The sequence below is a fragment of the Actinomadura sp. 9N215 genome (genome assembly GCF_044326345.1).
Lineage (GTDB): Bacteria > Actinomycetota > Actinomycetes > Streptosporangiales > Streptosporangiaceae > Spirillospora.
Map to the genome: position 1 here is coordinate 1 of NZ_JBIRBA010000057.1, position 20,952 is coordinate 20,952.

General features: G+C 74.7%; 16 protein-coding genes. 4 read left to right on the top strand and 12 right to left on the bottom strand.

Features of this window, described 5'->3' with window-relative positions:
- The 3 genes from ACH34T_RS44080 to ACH34T_RS44090 form a co-directional block, all read left to right on the top strand.
- Positions 1 to 540, top strand: a 540-nt coding sequence (locus ACH34T_RS44080) for a phosphopantetheine-binding protein (RefSeq protein ID WP_396026996.1), incomplete at its 5' end; no start/stop codon positions are given.
- A 16-nt stretch (positions 541 to 556) separates the two neighbouring features.
- Positions 557 to 5,143 carry an acyltransferase domain-containing protein gene (locus tag ACH34T_RS44085; protein ID WP_396026997.1) on the top strand — a complete coding sequence of 1,529 codons (4,587 nt, stop codon included), beginning with the start codon at positions 557 to 559 and terminating at the stop codon, positions 5,141 to 5,143.
- A 71-nt stretch (positions 5,144 to 5,214) separates the two neighbouring features.
- Positions 5,215 to 5,883 carry an O-methyltransferase gene (locus ACH34T_RS44090; protein WP_396026998.1) on the top strand — a complete coding sequence of 223 codons (669 nt, stop codon included), beginning with the start codon at positions 5,215 to 5,217 and terminating at the stop codon, positions 5,881 to 5,883.
- On the opposite strand, the gene ACH34T_RS44095 is transcribed toward ACH34T_RS44090, so the two are convergent.
- From ACH34T_RS44095 to ACH34T_RS44125, 7 genes are all read right to left on the bottom strand, one after another.
- Positions 5,855 to 6,967: an HAD-IIIC family phosphatase gene (locus ACH34T_RS44095; RefSeq protein ID WP_396026999.1), complete on the bottom strand. Its 1,113-nt coding sequence runs from the start codon at positions 6,965 to 6,967 to the stop codon at positions 5,855 to 5,857. The genes ACH34T_RS44090 and ACH34T_RS44095 overlap by 29 nt on opposite strands.
- Before the next feature lie 19 nt (positions 6,968 to 6,986).
- Positions 6,987 to 8,120: an acyl-CoA dehydrogenase family protein gene (locus ACH34T_RS44100; protein ID WP_396027000.1), complete on the bottom strand. Its 1,134-nt coding sequence runs from the start codon at positions 8,118 to 8,120 to the stop codon at positions 6,987 to 6,989.
- Positions 8,113 to 8,430, bottom strand: a complete 318-nt coding sequence (locus ACH34T_RS44105; protein WP_396027001.1) for an acyl carrier protein — start codon at positions 8,428 to 8,430, stop codon at positions 8,113 to 8,115. The genes ACH34T_RS44100 and ACH34T_RS44105 overlap by 8 nt, the downstream gene beginning before the upstream one ends.
- The gene (locus ACH34T_RS44110; RefSeq protein WP_396027002.1) at positions 8,427 to 9,296 is read right to left on the bottom strand and encodes a 3-hydroxyacyl-CoA dehydrogenase family protein; all 870 of its coding nucleotides are present in this window, start codon (positions 9,294 to 9,296) and stop codon (positions 8,427 to 8,429) included. The genes ACH34T_RS44105 and ACH34T_RS44110 overlap by 4 nt, the downstream gene beginning before the upstream one ends.
- Positions 9,297 to 9,329: 33 nt before the next feature.
- Entirely contained in the window at positions 9,330 to 9,932 is a 603-nt protein-coding gene (locus ACH34T_RS44115) for a DUF1579 family protein (RefSeq protein ID WP_396027003.1), read from the bottom strand.
- 150 nt (positions 9,933 to 10,082) lie between these two features.
- A complete protein-coding gene (locus ACH34T_RS44120; RefSeq protein ID WP_396027004.1) occupies positions 10,083 to 10,880 on the bottom strand; it encodes an SDR family NAD(P)-dependent oxidoreductase in 798 nt (265 codons plus the stop codon).
- Between the two features lie 26 nt (positions 10,881 to 10,906).
- On the bottom strand, positions 10,907 to 11,977 hold the full coding sequence (locus tag ACH34T_RS44125; protein WP_396027005.1) for a sulfotransferase: 1,071 nt from the start codon (positions 11,975 to 11,977) through the stop codon (positions 10,907 to 10,909).
- A 221-nt stretch (positions 11,978 to 12,198) separates the two neighbouring features.
- On the opposite strand from ACH34T_RS44125, the gene ACH34T_RS44130 reads away from it, so the two are divergent.
- A complete protein-coding gene (locus ACH34T_RS44130) occupies positions 12,199 to 13,242 on the top strand; it encodes a ketoacyl-ACP synthase III family protein (RefSeq protein ID WP_396027006.1) in 1,044 nt (347 codons plus the stop codon).
- 55 nt (positions 13,243 to 13,297) lie between these two features.
- Here the strand turns inward: ACH34T_RS44130 and ACH34T_RS44135 are convergent, their stop codons facing one another.
- The 5 genes from ACH34T_RS44135 to ACH34T_RS44155 form a co-directional block, all read right to left on the bottom strand.
- Positions 13,298 to 17,626 carry a type I polyketide synthase gene (locus ACH34T_RS44135; protein WP_396027007.1) on the bottom strand — a complete coding sequence of 1,443 codons (4,329 nt, stop codon included), beginning with the start codon at positions 17,624 to 17,626 and terminating at the stop codon, positions 13,298 to 13,300.
- Positions 17,623 to 19,050 carry an FAD-dependent oxidoreductase gene (locus ACH34T_RS44140; RefSeq protein WP_396027008.1) on the bottom strand — a complete coding sequence of 476 codons (1,428 nt, stop codon included), beginning with the start codon at positions 19,048 to 19,050 and terminating at the stop codon, positions 17,623 to 17,625. The genes ACH34T_RS44135 and ACH34T_RS44140 overlap by 4 nt, the downstream gene beginning before the upstream one ends.
- A gap of 59 nt (positions 19,051 to 19,109) precedes the next feature.
- A complete protein-coding gene (locus ACH34T_RS44145; protein ID WP_396027009.1) occupies positions 19,110 to 19,625 on the bottom strand; it encodes a nuclear transport factor 2 family protein in 516 nt (171 codons plus the stop codon).
- Between the two features lie 39 nt (positions 19,626 to 19,664).
- A complete protein-coding gene (locus ACH34T_RS44150) occupies positions 19,665 to 20,105 on the bottom strand; it encodes a nuclear transport factor 2 family protein (RefSeq protein WP_396027010.1) in 441 nt (146 codons plus the stop codon).
- Positions 20,102 to 20,952, bottom strand: an 851-nt coding sequence (locus ACH34T_RS44155; protein WP_396027011.1) for a KR domain-containing protein, incomplete at its 5' end; no start/stop codon positions are given. The genes ACH34T_RS44155 and ACH34T_RS44150, both read right to left, overlap by 4 nt.

Sequence of the window (20,952 nt, forward strand, 5' to 3'; positions counted from 1 at the left end):
ACGGCGACCGCCGCCGCCGCGTCCGGCCTCGCCGACCGGCTGGCCGGGCTCCCGGACGGCGACCGCCGCCGCGTCCTGCTCGACTTGGTGCGGAGCAGCGCGGCGGCGGTGCTGGGCCACGCCGACCCGGACGCCGTCCGGACGGACGCGTCGTTCAAGGAGCTGGGCTTCGACTCGCTCACGGCCGTCGAGCTGCGCAACCGGCTCGCCGCCGCGACCGGGCTCCGGCTCCCGGCCGCGCTGGCCTTCACGTATCCGACGGCCGCCGCCCTCGCCGGGCACCTCGGCGCGGAGATCGCTCCCAACGGGGCGGCGCCGCCCGTCCTGGCCGAGCTGGAACGGCTGGAGGAGGCGATGGCGGGATTCACCCCGGACGACGGCGAGCGGACCCGGCTCGCGCAGCGGCTGGAGAAGCTGCTCTGGCGCCTGGCCGGCGACGGTCCGGCCGATGCCCGGAACGCGGTGGACGGCGAGGCGCTGCTGTCCGCGTCCGACGACGAGATGTTCGCGCTCATCGACCGCGAACTCGGCTCTTCCTGATCGGAGAGAAACGCTGATGGCGGGCAACGAGCAGAAGCTGCGGGACTACCTCAAACGCGTGACGGCCGATCTCGGGCAGACCCGCCGGCGGCTGCGCGACGTGGAGGACAGGCAGCACGAGCCCTTGGCCGTGGTGGGCATGGCCTGCCGCTACCCGGGGGGCGTGGCGTCGCCGGAGGACCTGTGGGAGCTGGTCGCCTCCGACGGCGACGCGATCGGCGAGTTCCCCGGCGACCGGGGATGGGATCTGGAGGGCCTCTTCGATCCCGACCCCGACCACCCGGGCACGTCGTACGTCCGCGAGGGCGGGTTCCTGCACGACGCGCCCCGGTTCGACGCGGACTTCTTCGGGATCAGCCCGCGCGAGGCGCTGGCGATGGACCCGCAGCAGAGGGTGATGCTGGAGGTCGCCTGGGAGCTGGTCGAGCGGGCCCGCATCGACCCGTCGTCCCTGAAGGGCGGCTCGGTCGGCGTGTACACGGGGGTGTCCAGCCAGGACTACCTGAGGGGCGTCCCGAGGATCCCCGGCGAGTTCGAGGGGTACGCGACGACGGGGAACCTCACCAGCGTCGTGTCGGGCCGGGTGGCGTTCACGTTCGGGTTCGAGGGGCCCGCGGTGACCGTCGACACGGCGTGCTCGTCGTCGCTGGTGGCGATGCATCTGGCGGGGCAGGCGCTGCGGACCGGGCAGTGCGCCCTGGCCGTGGCCGGCGGCGTCACCGTGCTCGGCACGCCGGGCGCGTTCGTCGAGTTCTCCCGGCAGCGCGGCCTCGCCCCGGACGGGCGGTGCAAGTCGTTCGCGGCGGCGGCGGACGGCACCGGATTCTCCGAGGGCGCCGGGCTCGTCCTGCTGGAGCGGCTGTCGGACGCGCGCCGCAACGGCCACCGCGTGCTGGCGCTGATCAGGGGTTCGGCCGTCAACCAGGACGGTGCGAGCAACGGCCTCACCGCGCCCAACGACCTCGCGCAGCAGCGGGTGATCCGGCAGGCCCTGGCGGACGCGCGGCTCCCCGCCGAGCACGTGGACGCGGTCGAGGCGCACGGCACCGGCACCACCCTCGGCGACCCCATCGAGGCGCAGGCGCTCCTCGCCGCCTACGGCCGGAACCGCGACCGGCCCCTGTGGCTGGGCTCGATCAAGTCGAACATCGGGCACACCCAGGCGGCGGCCGGGGTGGCCGGGGTGATCAAGATGGTGATGGCGATCAGGAACGGGTCGCTGCCCGCCGTCCGCCATGTCGACCGGCCCACGCCGCACGCCGACTGGGAGTCCGGGGCGGTGCGGCTCCTCACCGAGCGGGTCCCCTGGCCGGAGACCGGGAGACCGCGCCGGGCGGCCGTGTCGTCCTTCGGCATCTCGGGCACCAACGCCCATCTCGTCCTGGAGCAGGCCGACGAGCCCGCCGAAGGGGAGCAGGCGAGAGAGCCGCAAGCGGGGCCGGTGCCTCTCGTGGTGTCGGCCAGGACCGCCGGCGGCGTCCGTGCGCAGGCGGCGCGCCTGGCGGAGTCCCTGGACGGCGCGGAGTGGGACCCCGCCGACGTGGGCTGGTCGCTGGGCACGACCCGCGCGGCGTTCGACCACCGCGCCGTGGTCGTCGGCGACGACCGCGACGGCCTGCTGGAAGGGCTGCGCGCCCTGGCGGCCGACGAGCCGCACCCGCGGTCGGTCTTCCCGGGGACGGCCGTCGCGCCGGGGGCGGGGCCCGTCCTGGTGTTCCCCGGCCAGGGATCGCAGTGGGCCGGGATGGGCGGGCGGCTGCTCGCGGAGTCGCCAGTGTTCGCGGCGCGGATCGCCGAGTGCGAGCGGGCGCTGGCACCCCATGTCGACTGGTCGCTGACCGGCGTCCTCAAGGGGGCGGACGACCTGGACCGGGTGGACGTGATCCAGCCCGTGCTGTGGGCCGTCATGGTGTCGCTGGCCGAGGTGTGGCGGTCGTACGGGGTGGTCCCCGCCGCCGTGGTGGGGCACTCGCAGGGCGAACTCGCCGCCGCGTGCGTGGCGGGGGCCCTGACGCGGGAGGACGCCGCGAAGGTGGTCGCGCTGCGCAGCCGCGCGCTGCGCAAACTCTCCGGGCAGGGGGCGATGGCCTCGCTTGGCGCCGGGGAGGAGCGGGTCCGCGCCCTGCTGGACGGGAACGGGATCGGCGAGGTGGAGGTCGCGGCCGTGAACGGCCCGTCCTCGACCGTCGTGTCCGGGCCGCCCGAGCGGGTGGCGGAGGCCGTCGCCGCCTGCGCGGAGGCGGGCCTGCGCGCCCGGACGATCGACGTGGACTACGCGTCCCACGGCCCGCAGGTCGACCAGATCGCCGACGAGGTCCGCGAGCGGCTCGCGGACGTCCGCGCCGTCCCGTCCGACGTCGCGTTCTACTCGACGGTGACCGGCGGGCGCCTGGAGACGTCGGCTCTTGAGGCCGACTACTGGCTGGACAACCTGCGGCGTCCGGTGCGGTTCGCGTCGGCCGTCGAGGCGCTGCTCGCCGACGGGCACCGGGTGTTCATCGAGGCCAGCCCCCATCCCGTGCTGACGGTCGGGATGACGGAGACGAGCGAGCTCGTCCGGGCGGTGGGGACGCTCCGCCGCGACGAGGGCGGCCTCGACCGGCTGGCGCTGTCGGCCGGTGAGGCGTTCGCCGCCGGGGCGGCCGTCGACTGGCGGGCGTGGTTCGACGGCGCCCGCACGGTCGACCTGCCCACGTACGCGTTCCGGGGCGAACGCTACTGGCTGCCCGACGAGGTGCCCGCCGGGCCCGTCCCGGACTCGCGCGCCACCGCCGACTCCTGGCGCTACCGGATCGAATGGACGCCGCTGGAACAGGGCCCGTCCGGGACCCCGTCCGGCCCCTGGCTGCTCGTCGGCGGCGAGGAGGACTGGCTGGACGCCTGCTCGGCGGCGCTAGGCGGCGACGTCGAACGCGTCGAGGCGGGCCCGGACCTGGCCGCCGTGCTGCGCTCACGCGCCCCGGCGGGCGTCCTGTCGCTGGACGCGGACCCCGCCCGCGCGCTGACCCTCCTCCAGGCGCTCGTGGACGCCGGTACCGAGACCCGCCTGTGGTGCGCCACGCGCGGCGCGGTCTCCGTCGCCGACGACGACCCGCTCACCGACCCGGGGCAGGCCCGGATCTGGGGCCTCGGGAGGGTGGCCGCCCTGGAACACCCCGGGCTGTGGGGCGGCCTCGTGGACCTGCCGCCCCGCCCGGAGGACCTGGACGCGGCCGCGCTCGGCGCCGTCCTCGCGGGCACGCCGGGCGAGGACCAGGTGGCGCTGCGCCCCGGCGGCGGGGTGTTCGTGCGGCGGCTGGTGCCGTCCCCGGCCCGCGGCCGCGCCCCGCGCCGGGAGTGGGCGCCGCACGGCGCCGTGCTCGTCACCGGCCCCGTCGCCGGCCAGGCCGGGCACGTGGCGCGGTGGCTCGCCGCGAACGGGGCGGAGCGGATCGTCGTCCTCGACCCGGCCGGGCCGGACGCGCCTGGCGCCGCCGAACTGGTCGCCGAGCTGGCCGGGCTCGGCGCCGAGGCGTCGGTGGTGGACCGCGACCGCCTCGCCCCGGACGGCGTGCGGACGATCGTCCACACCTCCCCGGTCGGCGAGCTCCGCCCTCTGACCGGCCTCACCCCGTCCGACCTGGGCGACGACATGGCCGCCCTGGCCGGCCTGGACGAGGTCTGCGGCCTCGGCCCCGGCGACACCGTGGTGTTCCTCCTGTCGGTCGCGGGGGTCTGGGGCAGCCGCGACCACGGCGCGTACGCGGCGGCCAACGCCCACCTGGACGCGCTGGCCCAGCGCAGCCGGGCGGACGGCCGGGCGGTGACGTCGATCGCGTACGGACTGTGGGACCTCGGCGGCGACGCGCTGCTCCCGTACACCGACCTGTCGCGGCGCCAGGGGCTCGCGCCGCTCGACCCAGGCCGCGCCCTGGACGCGCTGCGCCGGACGCTCGACCTGGAGGTCCCGTCGCTCGTCGTCGCCGACGTCGACTGGGAGCGGTTCATGTCGCTGTTCGCGATGGCCCGTCCCGCCCGGCTGTTCGACCTCGTCCCGGCGGCCCGTCCGGCCGGGCGGGACGAGGCCGACACCGGGTCCACGCTGGCGCGGCAGCTCGCGGAGACGCCCGAGGCGGAGCGGCCCGCGGCCCTCCTGACCGTGGTCAGGCGGCACGTCGCGGCGGTACTGCGGCACCGGGGCGCGGACGCCGTGGGACCGGACCGGCCCTTCAAGGAGCTGGGCTTCGACTCCCTCGCGGCGGTCGAGCTGCGGAACCGGCTCCGCGCCGCCAGCGGGCTGAGCCTGCCCACCACGCTCGTCTTCGACTACCCGACCCCGGCCGCGCTGGCAGAGCACCTCCTGCCCCGGCTGCTCGCGGACGGCTCCGGCGACGGGGCCCCCGCGTTCACCGGTCTCGACGGCCTCGACGCCGCCCTCACCGCCCTCCCGGTGGACGACCCCGGGCGCGCCGCCCTCCTCAACCGGCTCCAGTCCCTGCTGTGGAAGCACACGGGGCAGCGGGACGAACCCGCCGAGGGCTCCGGGGACCCGGAGGACCTGGACGCCGCGTCCGCCGACGACATGTTCGCGCTCTTGGACCGCGAGCTCGGCGACCCCGCCTGACCACCGACCGCGCCTGACCACCGACCCCGTCCAACTGACGGCACCCTGCCCACCGACACCACGGAGACCCGATGGCCGACCAGATCGCCGCCTCGCCGGACCTGCTGACCTACGTGCGCGACGTGTCGCTCCGCGACGACGAGATCCTCCGCGAGCTGCGGGAGACGACCGCCGCGCTCCCCGCCGGCACGGCCATGCAGGTGATGGCCGAGGAGGGGCAGCTGCTCGCCCTGCTCGCGGGCCTGACCTCCGCCCGCCTGGTGGTGGAGGTCGGCACGTTCACCGGGTACAGCACGCTGTGCCTGGCCCGCGCGCTGCCCGCCGACGGACGGCTGATCACGCTGGACGTCACCGCGCGATGGCCGGACATCGGCGCCGAGTACTGGCGGCGGGCCGGGGTCGCGGACCGGATCGACGTCCGCGTGGGCGACGCGACCGAGACCCTGCCCGCGCTGCTCGCCGAGCTGGGCGCCGGAAGCGTCGACCTGGTCTTCGTCGACGCCGACAAGGCCAACTACCTCGCGTACTACGAGGCGGCCTTCGACCTCGTCCGGCCGGGCGGCCTGATCGTGCTGGACAACACGCTGTTCTTCGGCCGGGTCGTGCGTCCGGACGCGAAGGACCCGGACACCGAGGGCATCCGGGCCGTCAACGCGCGGCTCCGCGACGACCAGAGAGTGGACGTGTCCCTGCTGGTCATGGCGGACGGCATCACCCTGGCGCGGAAGCGGTCCGGCTGAGCCGCGCCCGTCCGGCCCCCGCCGCGAGGTCGGGGGCCTCAAGCCGCAGCGCCGCCGGCGGCGGCTGCTCCACCGGCGTGAGGTGCAGCCGCTGGATCTCCGGCGCGGCGGGCGCGACGGCGTCGCGGCACGCGCAGGCCGCGTCGCCGAACCCGGCGAACCGGTAGGCGACCTCCATCATCCGGTTCCGCTCCGTCGCCCGGAAGTCGGCCACGAGGTGCACGCCCGCGCGGGCCGCCTGGCCCGACAGCCAGCCCAGGATCGCCGATCCCGCGCCGAGCGACACGACCCGGCAGGACGTGGCGAGCAGCTTGAGATGCCACACCGGCCCGTGCCGCTCCAGCAGCAGGACGCCGACTGCGCCGTACGGGCCGAACCGGTCCGAGACCGTGGTGACCAGGACCTCGTGGCGCGGGTCGGCGAGCAGGCCGCGCAGCTCGGCGTCGGAGTAGTGCACGCCCGTCGCGTTCATCTGGCTGGTGCGCAGCGTCAGCTCCTCGACCCGCGAGAGCAGGTCGCCGGTGGCGCGGGCGATCCGCATCTCCACCTTGAGCGAGCGCAGGAACTCCTCGTCCGGCCCGTCGAACTCGGCCTGCGCGGCCTCGCGCTCGAAACCGGCCCGGTACATCGTCCGGCGGCGCCGCGCGTCCACGGTCACGGTGGCGGGGCTGAACTCCGGAAGGCTCACCAGCTCCGGTATCTGCTCGGGCGTGTAGCAGCGCACCTCGGGCGCGTGGAACCGCACCTCGGCGCGCTCGGCCGGGGTGTCGTCGACGAACGCCATGGTGCCGAGCGCGAACCGGAGCCTCTCGGCGATGCGGATCACCGCGTCCGGTTTGCGTCCCCAGCCGATCTGGGGGAACACGAAGTACTCCGCCAGCCCCAGTTCGGTCAGCCTCGCCCACGCGAGGTCGTGGTCGTTCTTGCTGGACACGGACTGGAGGATGCCCCGGGCGTCCAGCGCGGCGATCACGTCGGCGACGCCGTCGCGCGGCGGGACGGCGCCGTCCTCCAGCAGGGTCCCGTCCCAGAGCGTGTTGTCCAGATCCCACACCAGGCACTTCACCAGAGCGGGCGATCCCATCAGGTCCTCCGTTCGTGGGTCACGCGGGGCGGTCCAGGGCGCGCTCGGCCAGGATCAGCTGGCAGATCTCGGAGCTGCCCTCGATGATCTCCATGAGCTTGGCGTCCCGGTACGCGCGCGCGACCACGTGCTGGTCGTGGGCGCCCGCCGAGGCCAGCACCTGGACCGCGGACGCGGCGCCGCGCGCGGCGTGCCCGGCGCTGACGTACTTGGCGAGGACCGTGTCGGCGACCAGGTCGGGCGACCCGGCGTCCCAGCCGTCGCTGGCCCGCTCGCAGGCGCCGGTCGCGATCCGCTCCGCGGCCAGCAGGTCGGCCAGGTGCCGCGCGACGAGCTGGTGGTCGGCCAGCCGGCGGCCGAACTGCTCCCTCGTCGCGGCGTGCTCGGCCGCCGCGCGCAGGCACGCGCGCAGAATCCCCACGCACCCCCAGGCCACGGAGATGCGCCCGTAGGCGAGGGCGACCGTCACCAGCAGGGCGAGGGACCGGCCGCCGCCGCCGAGCACGTTGGCCGCCGGGACGGCGACGCCGTCCAGCCGGACGTTCGCGTGTCCCGCCGCGCGGCAGCCCAGCGGGTCGGGGACCCGCTCCACCGTGACGCCGGGCGCGGTGGCGGGCACCAGCACCGCCGCGCCCTCGCCCTGCTGGTGACGCTCGCCCTCGTACCGGCCGAAGACGACAAGCAGGTCGGCGTAGCAGGCCCCGGTGACCCACACCTTGCGCCCGTCCACGACGACGGAGTCGCCGTCCGCGCGGATGCCGGTGGTCATCGCCGCGAGGTCGCTGCCCGCGCCGGGCTCGCTGAAGCCCACCGCGGCCAGCCGCCCGCCGGTGAGCTCCGGCAGGAGGGCGTCGCGCTGGCCGGGGTCCGCCAGCCGCTGGACGATCCACGCCGCCATGCCCTGCGACGTCATCACGCTGCGGACGGACCCGCACAGCGTCCCCGCGTACGCGGTCAGCTCGCCGTTCTCGCGGCTGCTCAGCCCGATGCCGCCGGACCGCCCCGGGACCTCGGCGCACAGCACACCGGCCGCGCCCAGCCCGCGGAGCACCTCGCCGGGGACGTGCCCGGCGGCGTCCCAGCCGCCCGCCCGGTCGCCGACCAGCTCGCCGACCAGCGCGACCGCCTTGTCGAGCGCGGGCCGGTCAGCCACCGGGCGCCCCGGCGGCCGCGCTCCTCAGCCGCAGCACCAGGTCGATCATGCGCTGGACGGTGCGGAAGTTGTCCAGGACGAGGTCGGGGCCGACGATCGCGACGCCGTACGACTGTTCGAGCCGCACCACCAGCTCCATCGCGAACATCGACGACACCGCCCCGGACGCGAACAGGTCGACGTCGGGTTCCACCGGCGCCTTCGTCTTGGCCTCCAGGAACGACAGCAGGTCGGCCTCGATCGCGGCGGCGTCCGCGGGCTCCTGCCCGGTCTTCCCGGTGGTTTCGGTGTGCTCGGTGGATGAGGTCATGCCCCTGCCTCCGTGTACTCGAAGAAGCCCCGGCCGGACTTGCGGCCGAGATGTCCGTCCCGCACCTTCTCCAGCAGCAGCCCGCAGGGCGCGCACCTGGCGTCGGACGTCCGCTCGTGGAGCACGGTGAGGGAGTCGGCCAGGTTGTCCAGGCCGATCAGGTCGGCGGTGCGCAGCGGCCCCATCGGATGGCCGAGGCAGCCCTCCATCAGCGTGTCGATCGCCGCGGCCGAGGCGGTGCCCGCGGCCAGCACCCGGATCGCGTCGTTGATCATCGGGTGCAGCACCCTGCTGGTCACGAAGCCGGGGGCGTCGCGGACCACGACCGCGCGCCGCTCCATGGCCGCGAGCAGCGCGGTCACCGCGGCCATCGCGGCCTCGCCGGTGTCCGGCCCGCGGATCACCTCGACCTGCCTGATGAGCGAGGGCGGGTTCATGAAGTGCGTGCCGACCAGCGCCTCGGGGCGGGGCAGCTCAGCGGCCAGCTCACCGATCGGGATCGAGGACGTGTTGGAGATCAGCGGGGCCCCGTCGCCCACCGTCGCCGCCGCCTCGGTCAGGGCCTTGACCTTGAGGTCGGCCCGCTCGGTGACCGCCTCGACCACCGCCGTGGAGTCCGCGGCGGCGGCCACCGACGTGCCGGTGCGCAGCTCGCCGGGGACGCGGCCCGCCGGGAGCGCCCCCATCAGCCGGGCGCGCCGCACCTCCCGGTCGATCTCGCCGCGCGCCCTGTCGAGCCGGGCCGGGTCGACGTCGATGAGCACGACGGGCACGCCGTGGCCGAGCGCCAGGGCGGCGATGCCCACTCCCATCACCCCGGCGCCCAGCAGCGTGAGCCGGTGCGTCGTCGTCTCGTCGTTCGTCACGGTGCCTCCGCTGCGGTCGGCGCCGCCGGGCCGTCACCGGCGACGGCAGTCCAGGTTGCCGTTCTTGCTGGTCCCGTCGGGCGACGTGACGGTCTGCGCGATGGTGAAACGGTTGCGGTCGATGACCTGGTAGTCGTCCTTGATGCCGAGCGTCACGCCCTTGGCGGTGCCGGTCGGGTTCGGGTTGAGGACCTGGAGCAGGTTCCCGGCGAACCGCAGGTGCCCGTCCTGCCAGCCGGGCGAGGACGCCGTGCCGGACGAACCCCAGTTGTCGTGGTACTGCATGATGAACGTGCCGTCCACGGGGTTCCAGCCGTACACACCCTTCCCGTAAACGTTGGGGTAGGGCGCGGCCATGTACTGGGTGACGTCGCTGTAGTAGTAGTGGCCGCCCAGCCCGCGCTTGGCGGCCATCGTCACTTCGAGCTTGGTCTGGCCCGGCTGCGTGCAGTCGAACGTCCCGAGCGTGAAGTCGAGGCCGCGCACCTGCGGCGGCGGGGGCAGCTCCTGCTTCCGGGGCTTGGCGGGCCCGGACGGCTGCGCGTTCGCCGGGCCGATCCCGAGCGCCAGCAGGCCCGTGATGGCTCCGGCGACGCCGAGCGTGGTGCGCCGCGTCCAGATGTTCCCGTCTCGCATGGTCCTCACCGGGGCCCTTCGTTGCCTACGTCGTCCGGAATGTCGCGGTCACCATCGTTCGAGGTGCCGCTAAAGGTGCGCTAATCCCCGCGCCTCCGGCAGGGCCCGCGCGTCCATTCGCGCCCGCGCCCCGATTCGCGGCCCATGGGTTCACTTGGCGAACATTCCGCCGGTCGCGTTGACGCACGTCCCGGTGAACGGGGCGCCCCGGTCGGAGACCAGGAACGAGATCAGGTCGGTGATCTCGTCGAGCGTGGGGGACCGGCGGGCCATCCGCATCCGGTCGAGCCGGGCCTTCAGGTCGCGCGTGGCGGTGGCGTCGGCGAACAGGTCCAGGTTCGGGTTCACCTTGGCGAGCTTCTCGGCCTGGATCGTCTCCGGGATGCCCGCCGCCCAGACGCCGAAGACCCTGATCCCCTCGGGGCCCAGCTCGGCGGCCAGGTTGCGGATCAGGGTGTCGGTCGCGGCGTCCGTCGGGCCCGAGCCGCCCAGCAGCACCTGGCCGCCCCGCGCCGAGCCGCTGTTCATGGAGAGGATCACCCCGCGGCGCTGCCCGATCATGTGCCGGGCGGCGGCGCGGGCGGTGATGAACGTCGAGGCGAGCCCGGTGGTGAGCGGGCGCAGGAAGTCCTCGGTGGCGAGCTCCGCCAGCGGCGTGCCGTGCCGGTCGCCGCGGTAGATGAGGTTGAACGAGACGTCGATGCCGCCGGTCTCGGCGGCCATCTCGTCGGCGTGGTCGTCCACGGCCTTCTCGTCCAGGGCGTCCACGACCGCCACGTCGGCGCGGCCGCCGGCGGCGGTGATGTCGTCGGCGACCTTCTTGAGCGGTTCGAGCGTGCGGCCGGCCAGGAAGACCCGCGCCCCGTTGCGGGCGAAGTCCCGGGCGACGCTGCCGCCGATCATGCCGCCCGCCCCGTAGATCACGGCGGTCTTGTTCTCCAGCAACATGCCGTCCTTCCTTTCAGAGCGACGTCTCAGGGGCGCGCGGGAACGCCCGCGCCCGGGTGGGCGGATTCGAGGGCCTCGATGGCCCGGGCGCCCGGTTCGCAGGCGGCGCGCAGCGCGGCCAGCGCGTCCGGGGCGAGCTTGGCCGCGGCGGACCCGGTCCGGCTCCGGTCGATCAGGGCGCGCGCCGCGTCCAGCCAGGACGGCGGCGCGGACACGCCGACGAACCCGGCGAGCCGCGTGAGCTCCGCGTCGGGGTCGGCCACGAGCCGCTCGTACGCCAGCCCGGTCCAGCGCCGCGCGGGGAGCCGCTCCAGCGCCTCCGTCCCGGCCTTGACCATCGCGTTCCACATCCAGGCGAAGAACGGCAGCGGGATCGGGTAGGCCATGAACCGCTCGCCGTCGTAGGGGGCGGTGAGCAGCCCGTCGAACTCCGGCGGCGCGGCCGCCCTGATCTGTTCCCACGACGCCGAGCGGGGCAGCCCCGCCGTCGCCGCCGCGCGCTGGGTCAGCAGCGCGTGCCGCGTCGCCGGATGCCTGCTCATCGACAGCGCGGTGTCGGCGCCGTCGCGGTGCATGTGCACGAAGCGGGCCTCGGGATACCGCTCCGCCAGCTGCGGGATCAGGCTGAGCGACCCGCCCGACCGCTCCACGACGACGCGGCGTCCGAGCAGTCCGGCCAGATGGTCGAGCAGCGCCCGGTACTGGTCGGCGGCCGCGCGCCGCGGCCAGCCCGGCACCTCGGCGGCCAGCCGGTCGAAGAGGGCGTCCGGGTCGTCCGTCAGCATCGGCAGCAGGCAGTGGCAGATCAGCGGGATGCCCGTCTCGGCGCGGAAGCGGCCCGTCTCGTAGGGGTAGATCATCTCGCCCGCCCGCATCCCGGCGAGGACGTAGCCGTCCACGTCGGGATGGGACGAGGACGCGCGCCGCCACAGCTCGCGGCCGTCCATTCCCGCCGCCGGGAAGCCGTCCGAGCGGCCCCCCTCGGTGACCACGTTGAGGAACTCGCTGGCGCTGAGCACCTCGGGATGCAGGTTCAGGAGATGCGACAGCAGGGTCGAGCCGCACCGGCCCGTGCTGACGACGAAGGTCGGGGACACGTCGCTCCTCTGGTGCGTTCGCGGACGACCTGTGGCGCTGCCCATGCTGTCCCGTCCCGCTAATGCGGCCCTTGTGTCAGGGCAAGACGCCCGGCCCGTCCGGCTCTCGCCCCGGCCTCCGCCCAGGTCCCCGCCCTGACCCCGCGCTGGCTGCGCCGGGTTAGGCGGCCTTAAGGCCGCCGGGCGATGCTGACGTCGGCCGTCCGACAGAAGGGGCACACGTGCGCGTACGGGATATCTTTCTCAGCGGAATCGGCGCCGTCATTCCCGAGACCGAGACCGTCGGGTCGGCCGTCGAGCGCGGCGCCTTCCCGGCGGAGAAGGTCGCGAACCTGGGCTTCACCGCGGCCGCGGTGGCCGGGGACAGGCCGGCCCCGGACATGGCGCTGGAGGCCGCGCGGGCCGCGTTGAAGACGTCCGGGCTGAGCCCGACCGAACTCGTCCTGCTCGTCTACGCCGACGTCTGGTACCAGGGGCCCGAGGGCTGGGGGCCGCAGTACCACCTCCAGAAGCACCTGGTGGGCGACGACCTGCTGGCGTTCGAGCTCAAGCACGGCTGCAACGGCATGTTCAGCGGCATGGAGCTCGCCGTCGGCGCGCTCCGCGCCGAGCCGCACCGCCGCGCGGCCATGGTCGTCGGCGCCGACAACTTCGGCACCCCGCTGATGGAACGCTGGAATCCCGGCACCGGGCTGGTCGTGCTCGGCGACGGCGCCAGCGCCGTGGTGCTGGCCAAGGACTCCGGCTTCGCGCGGCTGCTGTCGATCTGCACGGCCTCGTTCACCGACATGGAGGAGGCGTACCGGGCGGGCGAGCCGATGATGCCGCCGGGCATCACGGTGGGCCGCGTCCTGGACTTCGTGAGCCGGCTGGAGGCGTTCAAGGAGAAGATGGTCGCCGAGGGCATCGGCTGGACGATGGGCATCCGCCACCACCAGCGGTACATCGAGATCATGCACCGGGCGCTGGAGGAGGCCGAGGTCGAGGCCGCCGACATCAAGCGGGTGATCGTCCACAACCTCGCCGAGGAGGAGGTCGAGCCGTACCTCGGTGTCCTCGGCTTCACCATGGACCAGTCCACCTGGGACTTCGGCTCCACCATCGGGCACATCGGGGTGAACGACCACGTGCTCTCGCTCCACCACCTGCTGTCCACGGGCGAGGTCGGCCCGGGCGACCACATCCTCATGTGCGGGTTCGCCGCGGGCGTCACGTACAAGGCCGCCGTCGTGCAGATCCTCGCCATGCCGTCGCTCGCCGACTGAGCCGCCACCGAAAAGGGAGGGCCGGGAAACCGGCCCTCCCTTTTCGTATTCGTCGTCAGCCGGTCGGGAGCAGCTCGACGAGGAACCGGCCGAGCCGCTCGGGGGAGGGGTGGTCGACGATGGCGACGAGCGGCACCTCGAGCCCGGTCGCGTCGGTCAGCCTGCGGGTCAGCTCCAGCGCGGTCAGCGACGTCAGGCCCATCTCGATGAAGTTGCTGTCGTCGTCGACCGGCTGGCCCAGCACGTCGGTGGCCTCCGTGCGCACGCTGTCCCTGAGCAGCCGCACGCTCTCGTCCGCGTCGGCCTGGGCGAGCAGCTGGAGGAGCGTGTCGCCGGACGTGGCGGCGTGCCCGTTGGACGCGTCGTCCCGCCGGTCGGGCCGGAACTCGGCGATGTCGGCGAACAGCCGTCCCGCGGCGGGGTCGGCGGTCCGCGCGGTGAGCTCCGCCCAGTCCGGGTCGGCGATGACGGCGGAGACCGCGCCCCGCTCGACGGCCTCGCGCAGCAGCGCGGCCGCCGCGCGGGCCGGGACCGCCGTGTCCACCGTCGCCGAGACGGCCCGGACGCCGCGTCCCCGGCTCCGCCGGGCGATCGCGTCCAGGTGGGCGGCCGCCCCGGCCCGGTCGCCGCCGAACGGGTCGGCGGTCACCGAGACGAACGCGCAGAGGGGCAGCACGTGCTCCTCGGCGAGCGCGGCGAGGTTCTCCGCGACGGCGGGCGCGTCGTCCGCCGCCAGGTGCACGATGCCGGTGAGGGCGTGGGACGCGACCGCCTCGGCGAGCGCGTCCGGGTCGGCCAGATCGGCGGTGACCACGGTCGCGCCCAACTCCTCGGCCAGCGCGGGGTCAGATGCGGGGAGACCGGCGAGCAGCGGGCGGGCGCCCGCGGCGGCGAGCCAGCGCGCCGTGTGCGCGCCGAGCTCGGACGCCGCGCCGGTCACCAGCACCGCTTCGAGCGGCGGCAGCTCCCCGGCGGACCCGTCGGCGGTGAGGCCGCGCAGCAGGCGCCGCGCGTAGCAGCCCTCCGCCCGCACGGCGACCGCGTCCGCGCCGGTCTCGCCGGTCAGGACGCCGGCGAGGCGGCGCGCCGCGCGGGCGTCGAACCGCTCCGGCAGGTCGACCAGGCCGTGCTCCGGCGCCGTGACGGCCGCCCACGCCCGGGCCTGGACGGGATCGGTGACGCGGTCGGCGCGCGCGGCCTGCACAGCACCGCAGGTCGCGATCCACACCGGCGCGTCGAAGCGGGGAAGGGCCGCCCCGCCGCCCGGCGTCCGGAGCGCCAGGACCCCGGCGAACGGCCCCGCGGCGTGCGCCTCGATGTCCTCGGGCGCGGCGGTGACGACGTCCGCGCCGTGGTCGCGCAGCGCCTTCTCGACGGGCCCGTCGAACCGCTCGTCCTTGGCGGTGACCAGAAGCCAGGTGCCCTGGAGCCGCGGCGCCACGACGTCGGCGACGGCCTTCCACGCGATCCGGTAGCGCCGGTTCCGCTGGCGCCGCCACGAGGCGAGGACGGGGAGCACCGCGTCCAGCGCGGCCCGCTCACCGGGCGCGGCGCCGACCATCCCGGCGAGCGCCTCGGTGTCGCCGCCGTCGACGGCGTCCCAGAACACGGCGTCCGAGGAGGCCTCGCGGGCGGACGGGCGCTCCGGCGTCAGCCAGAGGCGCCTGCGCTCGAACGCGTAGGTGGGCAGCGCGACGAGCCGGGGAGCCGGGTCGGCGGGGAACCAGCCCGTCCAGTCCACGGTCACGCCGGTCGTGTGCAGCCGGGCCAGCGAGAACGCGAAGGCCCGCAGGTCGGCCTGGCCGTGGTTGAGCGCGGACACCACCAGCGGCCCGCGCGTCGCGGACGCGTCGAGGATCCGGTTGACCGGCCCGGACAGCGCCGGATCGGGCCCGACCTCCAGGAACGCCCTCGCCTGACCGGCGGTGTAGGTGATCGGCGGGTGGAAGCGCACCGGCTCGCGGAGCTGCCGGACCCAGTAGCCCGGCGTCGAGACCTGCTCGTCGGCGGGCAGCCCGCTGAGGTTGCTGATCAGCTGCGTGTGCGGCCGGTTGAAGGTCAGCTTCTCGACGGCCCGGCGGAACTCCTCCAGCACCGGCTCCACCAGGGGGGAGTGGAACGCGTGGCTGATCCTCAGGCGGGTGGCGGTCCGGCCTTTGGCCGTCCAGTCCGCGGCGATCCGGTCGACCTCCTCGGCGGGGCCGGAGATGACCGTGCGGTCGGGGGCGTTGAGCGCGGCGACGGCGACCTGCCCGCCGACCGCGTCCGCCAGCTCCTCCTCGCTCGCGTCGACGGCGACCATCGCGCCGCCCTCCGGCAGGCCGCCGACCAGCGTGGCGCGCGCGGCGACGAGGCGGCAGGCGTCCTGGAGGTCGAACACCCCGGCGAGGTGCGCCGCGGCGACCTCGCCGACGGAGTGGCCGATCAGCACGTCAGGACGGACGCCGAGCGAGTTCAGCAGCCTGGCCAGCGCGACCTGGAACGCGAACAACCCCGTCTCGGCGTAGCGGGCGTCCTCGAGGAGCCCCTCGGGACGGCCCTCGAACACCACCTGCCTGAGCGGGTGGTCCAGCGACGGGTCGAGCAGCGCGCACACCTCGTCGAACGCCTCGGCGAAGACGGGGAACCGCGCGTAGAGCCCCGCGCCCATCCCGGCGCGCTGGCTTCCGTGGCCGCTGAACAGGAACACCGCCTTCCCGGCGGCGGACTCGCGTCCCGGGTCGATCACCGCCTGGTGGGCGTCGCCGCCCGCCAGCGCGCGGACCCCGGCCAGCAGTTCGTCGCGGCCCTCGCCGATGACGACCGCGCGGTGCTCGAACACCGAGCGGGTCCGGGTGAGGGACCAGCCCACGTCCACCGGCCGCTCCGCCGGATCGGCGTCCGCCAGCGCGGCGGCCTGCCCGCGCAGCGCCTCCGGCGAGCGGGCGGACAGCACCCACGGGACGACGCCGTCCGGCTCGTCCGCGACCTCGGTGTCCTCCCCGGCGGGGGCCTCCTCGAGGATCAGGTGCGCGTTGGTGCCGCTGTTGCTGAACGAGGACACCCCGGCCCGGCGCGGGCGGTCGCCGTCCCTGGCCCAGCCGACCGGCTCGGTGAGCGGCTCGATCGTCCCGGCCGACCAGTCAATCTGCGGGCTGGGACGGTCGAGGTGCAGGCTCGCGGGCAGCGTCTCCCGGCGCAGCGCCTGCACCATCTTGATCACGGCGGCGACCCCGGCGGCGGCCTGGGTGTGCCCGATGTTCGACTTGATCGAGCCCAACCGGAGCGGGCGGCCGTCCTCGCGGTCCCGCCCGTAAGTGGCGAGGAGCGCCTGCGCCTCGATCTGGTCGCCGAGCGCCGTGCCCGTCGCGTGCGCCTCCACCGCGTCGACGTCGGACGCGGAGATGCCCGCGTCCGCCAGCGCCTGGCGGATCACCCGCTGCTGCGCGGGACCGTTCGGCGCGGTCAGCCCGGTGCTCACGCCGTCCTGGTTGACCGCCGAGCCGCGGATCACCGCGAGCACCGGGTGGCCGTTGCGCCGCGCGTCCGACAGCCGCTCCAGCAGCACCAGGCCCGCGCCCTCGCCCCAGCCCGTCCCGTCGGCCTCGGCCGAGAACGGCTTGCAGCGCCCGTCCTTCGCCAGCCCGTTCAGCGCGGACGAGGTGATGAACGTCGCGGGCGTCGACATGACCGCGACGCCGCCCGCCAGCGCCAGCGACGACTCGCCCCGCCGCAGCGCGGCGCAGGCCAGGTGCATCGCCACCAGCGCCGACGAGCAGGCGGTGTCCAGCGAGACCGCAGCGCCCTCCAGGCCGAGCGTGTACGCGACCCGCCCCGACGCGACGCTGCCCGCGTTGCCGTTCTCCAGATACCCCTCAAGGCCCTCGGGCGCCCGCTCAAGCCCGGTGGTGTAGTCGTGGTACATCACGCCGGTGTAGACGCCGGTGGCGCTGCCGCGCAGCGAGCGCGGGTCGATGCCCGCGCTCTCCACGGCCTCCCACGCGACCTCCAGCAGGAGCCGCTGCTGCGGATCGGTCACCAGCGCCTCGCGCGAGCTGATGCCGAAGAACCCGGGGTCGAACTCCGCCGCGTCGTGCAGGAAGCCGCCCTCCCGCGCGTACGACGTCCCGGCGTTGCCCCGGTCGGGGTTGTAGATCCGCTCGATGTCCCAGCCGCGGTCGGTGGGGAAGCTGGAGACGCCGTCGCGCCCCTCGGCGACCAGGTCCCACAGCTCCGCCGGGGTCCGGACGCCGCCGGGGAACCGGCACGCCATGCCCACGATCGCGATCGGCTCGGCGCCGCCCGCCTCGGCCGCGCGCAGCCGCTCCCGCGCCTCGTGCAGCTCGGCCGTGGTCCACTTCAGGTAGTCGACGAGTTTCTCCTCGCCGGTCAGCTCGTCCGTCATCCGAGATCGGCCTTCCTCGCCGGGTCCAAGGCCACGAGGGCCAGTTCGTCAGGGTGCAGCGGTGGTTCGGTCAGCTCCGGCATCAGCGCGTCCCGCTGCATCAGCGACACGAACCGGGAGGTGCCCAGCTCGGACTGCGGCGCGGACAGGCTCGTCACGTCGGTCACCACCGCCGAGACGGCCGGGGCGCGGATCGTCTTCGTCGCGACGATCTCGGTGAAGCTGCGCAGCGCGTCGGCGCCCTCGGTCAGCCGGTGGTCCGTGGAGTGGTTGCGGCAGCCCGCGTAGCAGATGTCGCGGGACGTCGCCATGATCCACGGGTCGTCCACGACCTCGCCGATCGCGTGCTGCGCCGCCAGGGCCGCGCCGGGCTCCGTCCACGGGCCGGCGAGCCAGCCGTCCAGCGCCCGCGCGGCCCGCGCCGCGGCGCTCATCCCGTGCCCGTACAGCGGGTTGAAGGCCGCCAGCGAGTCGCCGAGCACCACCAGGCCGTCGGGCCAGCGGTCCAGCCGCTCCGGGTACAGCCGCCGGTTGATGCCACTGTAGGAGCGGAACACGGTGGTCAGCGGCTCGGCGTCGCGGATGAGGTCACCGATGATCGGGTGCCGCAGCCGGTACGCGTACTCGACGAACTCCTCCTCCCGGGACGGCAGCTCGGTGCCCCGGGTGCCGGACAGCGTCACCATCCAGCGGTCGCCCTCGATCGGGTACACGGTCCCGTTGCAGCTGGGCGGGTCCACCCGGTGGTCCGACAGGACGTTGACGACGGGGAATCCGGCCGTCGCCCCGGGCGGGGCCTTGAAGACCCTCGTGGAGTAGCCCATGCCGCTGTCGACGACGTCCTTGTCGAGCGGCGGCGCGCCCAGCGCGGACAGCCACTGGCCGAGCCGCGAGCCGCGGCCTGTCGCGTCGACGACCAGGTCGGCGTCGAGCTCGGCCGTCGACCCGTCCGTCACGTCGCGGACGCGGACGCCGGTCACCCGGTGCGCGTCCCCGGCCAGCTCGGCGGCTTCGCCCCGCCGGACCCGGACCCGTCCTTCGGTGCAGATCCGGTCGCGGATCACCCAGTCCAGCAGCGGCCTGCTGCACATCACGGCGAACTGCGGCGAGTCGAATCGGTGCTGCCATCCGTGCGAGGTGAGCGACAGCATGTCCCTGTGCACGCCCGCCAGCCGCGCCCCCGCCGCCTTCAGCCGGTCGGTGGTCCCAGGCAGCAGCTCCTCGATGATGCGGGCCCCGCCGGACCACAGCAGATGGACGTGTCTCGCCTGGGGCAGCCCTCTGCGCTGATGAGGGCCATCGGGCAGAACGTCGCGTTCCACCACGGTGACGGTTCCCACATGGCGTGCCAGCACATGCGCGGCCAGCATGCCCGCCATGCTGCCGCCAAGAACGATCGCGTGCGCGTGACTGGTGTCGGCCACACTCCGGTCCCTTCGGAAGGGCACGCCGCGCCGGTCCCGGCGCGACGTCGCCGTGATGATTACAAGCTCCGCTTAAGCTCGCCTTGAGTGCCACCGCCCTCGTCCCCGGTCGGGTCGCGGGACCCGAACCGCTGGGCGCTGAGCCGCCCCAGGTACTCGGTGACCGCGACGAAGTCGGCGGCGCCCGGCTGCCTCGGCACCTCGCCGACGGTGGTGTCGGTCAGCCCCCAGAACGCCTGGGCCCGGTGGATCAGCTCGTCCTCGCCGACCTGGATCACGCCGATGATCCGGAACGTCAGCGGCCCGGGGAACCAGACGGTGACGTGCTGCTGGACCGCGACGTGCCGGTCGTCCATCGCCGCCACCGGGTCGCCGGGGAACTCCTGGACCTGGAGCGTGATCGACCACGCGATGTGGCGGCGCACCGCCGCGAGGCCGACGATCGGCGCGACGCCGACCGGGTCCTCGAAGACGATGTCGTCCGCGAACAGCTCCATCACGGCGTCGACGTCCCCGGCGTTCATGCGCCGGCTGTACTCCAGCGCGATGTGCTTGCGGATCGCCTCGTCGGGCATCGCCACCTCCAGGGGTGTCAGTCCACGATCTGCAGGGCGTCAGTCCACGATCTCCAGGTCGGACCGCCCCCAAAAGGCGGTGAGCTCCTGGATGAGCCGGTTCGGGCCGGTGCGGATCATCACCATGGACGCGTATCTGAGCCGCTTCCCGGCGGGGTCGGCGGGCGCCGCCAGCCAGCCGCGCTCCGCCAGGACGGGCCCGCGCGGCAGGTAGTCCATGACGGTCGTGACCGGCACGATCGCGTGCGCCCCGTCCTGCCCCGAGACGGGGTCGCCGGGCTCCAGCCGGACCCGCGCGGCCAGCGCCTCCGCGTGGTGCGCGCGCACCGCGTCGCGGCCGCGCCGCCTCCCCGAGCCGACCGGGTCCTCGAACCCGACGCCGTCGGGCTCGTAGAGCGCGAGGAGCGCGTCCAGGTCGGCCTCGTTCAGCAGCCGGCAGTGCTCCAGCACCAGCCGCTTGCGCGTGAACTCGTCGATCATGATCGTCCCCTGCCGAGGTTCCGGTCGATGAAGGTGAAGATCTCGTCGGCGGTGGCCGCGCCGAACCCGGCCTCCGCCTTCGGCGCGCGCAGGCCCTCGAGCCGGGACAGCGCCGAGCGCAGCCGCCCGGCCAGCACCTCCGCCGCGTCCTCGTCACGGCACGCCGCGAGGACGGTGCGCTCCATCCGGTCGAGCTCCTTCAGGACGGGCGCCAGCGGGTCGGTCTCCTCCGGGACCAGTTCGGCGAGCAGGTGTCCGGCCAGCTCGGTCATCGTGGGCCGGTCGAAGATCAGCGTGTTGGGCAGCCGGAGCCCGGTGGCGGCGGCGAGCCCGTTGCGCAGCTCGATCGCCGTGAGCGAGTCGAAGCCCAGCTCGATGAACCCGCGCTCGCTGTCGAGGCGGCCCGGATCGGGATGCCCGAGCACCGCCGCCGCGTGGGTCCGCACCAGGTCGATCAGCGTCCGCCGGCGGTCCTCGACGGGGAGCGCCGCGAGCTGCTCCGCCCAGTCGGCCGCCGACCGTCCCGTTCCCGTGCCCGCCGTGCGGCGTTGTGGTGTGTGGGTGGGGGTGAGGTTGGCGGCGATGAGGTGGGGGTGGGTGTGGGTGTGGGCGGTGTCCAGGAGGGTGAGGGCGTGGGGGGTGGTGAGGGGCCGGGTGCCGGTTCGGGTGATGCGGTGGTGGTCGGTGGTGGTGAGGTGGGCGGTCATGGTGCTGGTGTGTTGCCACAGTCCCCAGGCGATGGATTGTGCGGGGAGGTGGTGGGTGTGGCGGTGGTGGGCGAGGGCGTCGAGGTAGGCGTTGGCGGCGGCGTAGGCGGCTTGTCCGGGGCTGCCGAGGGTGGCGGCGG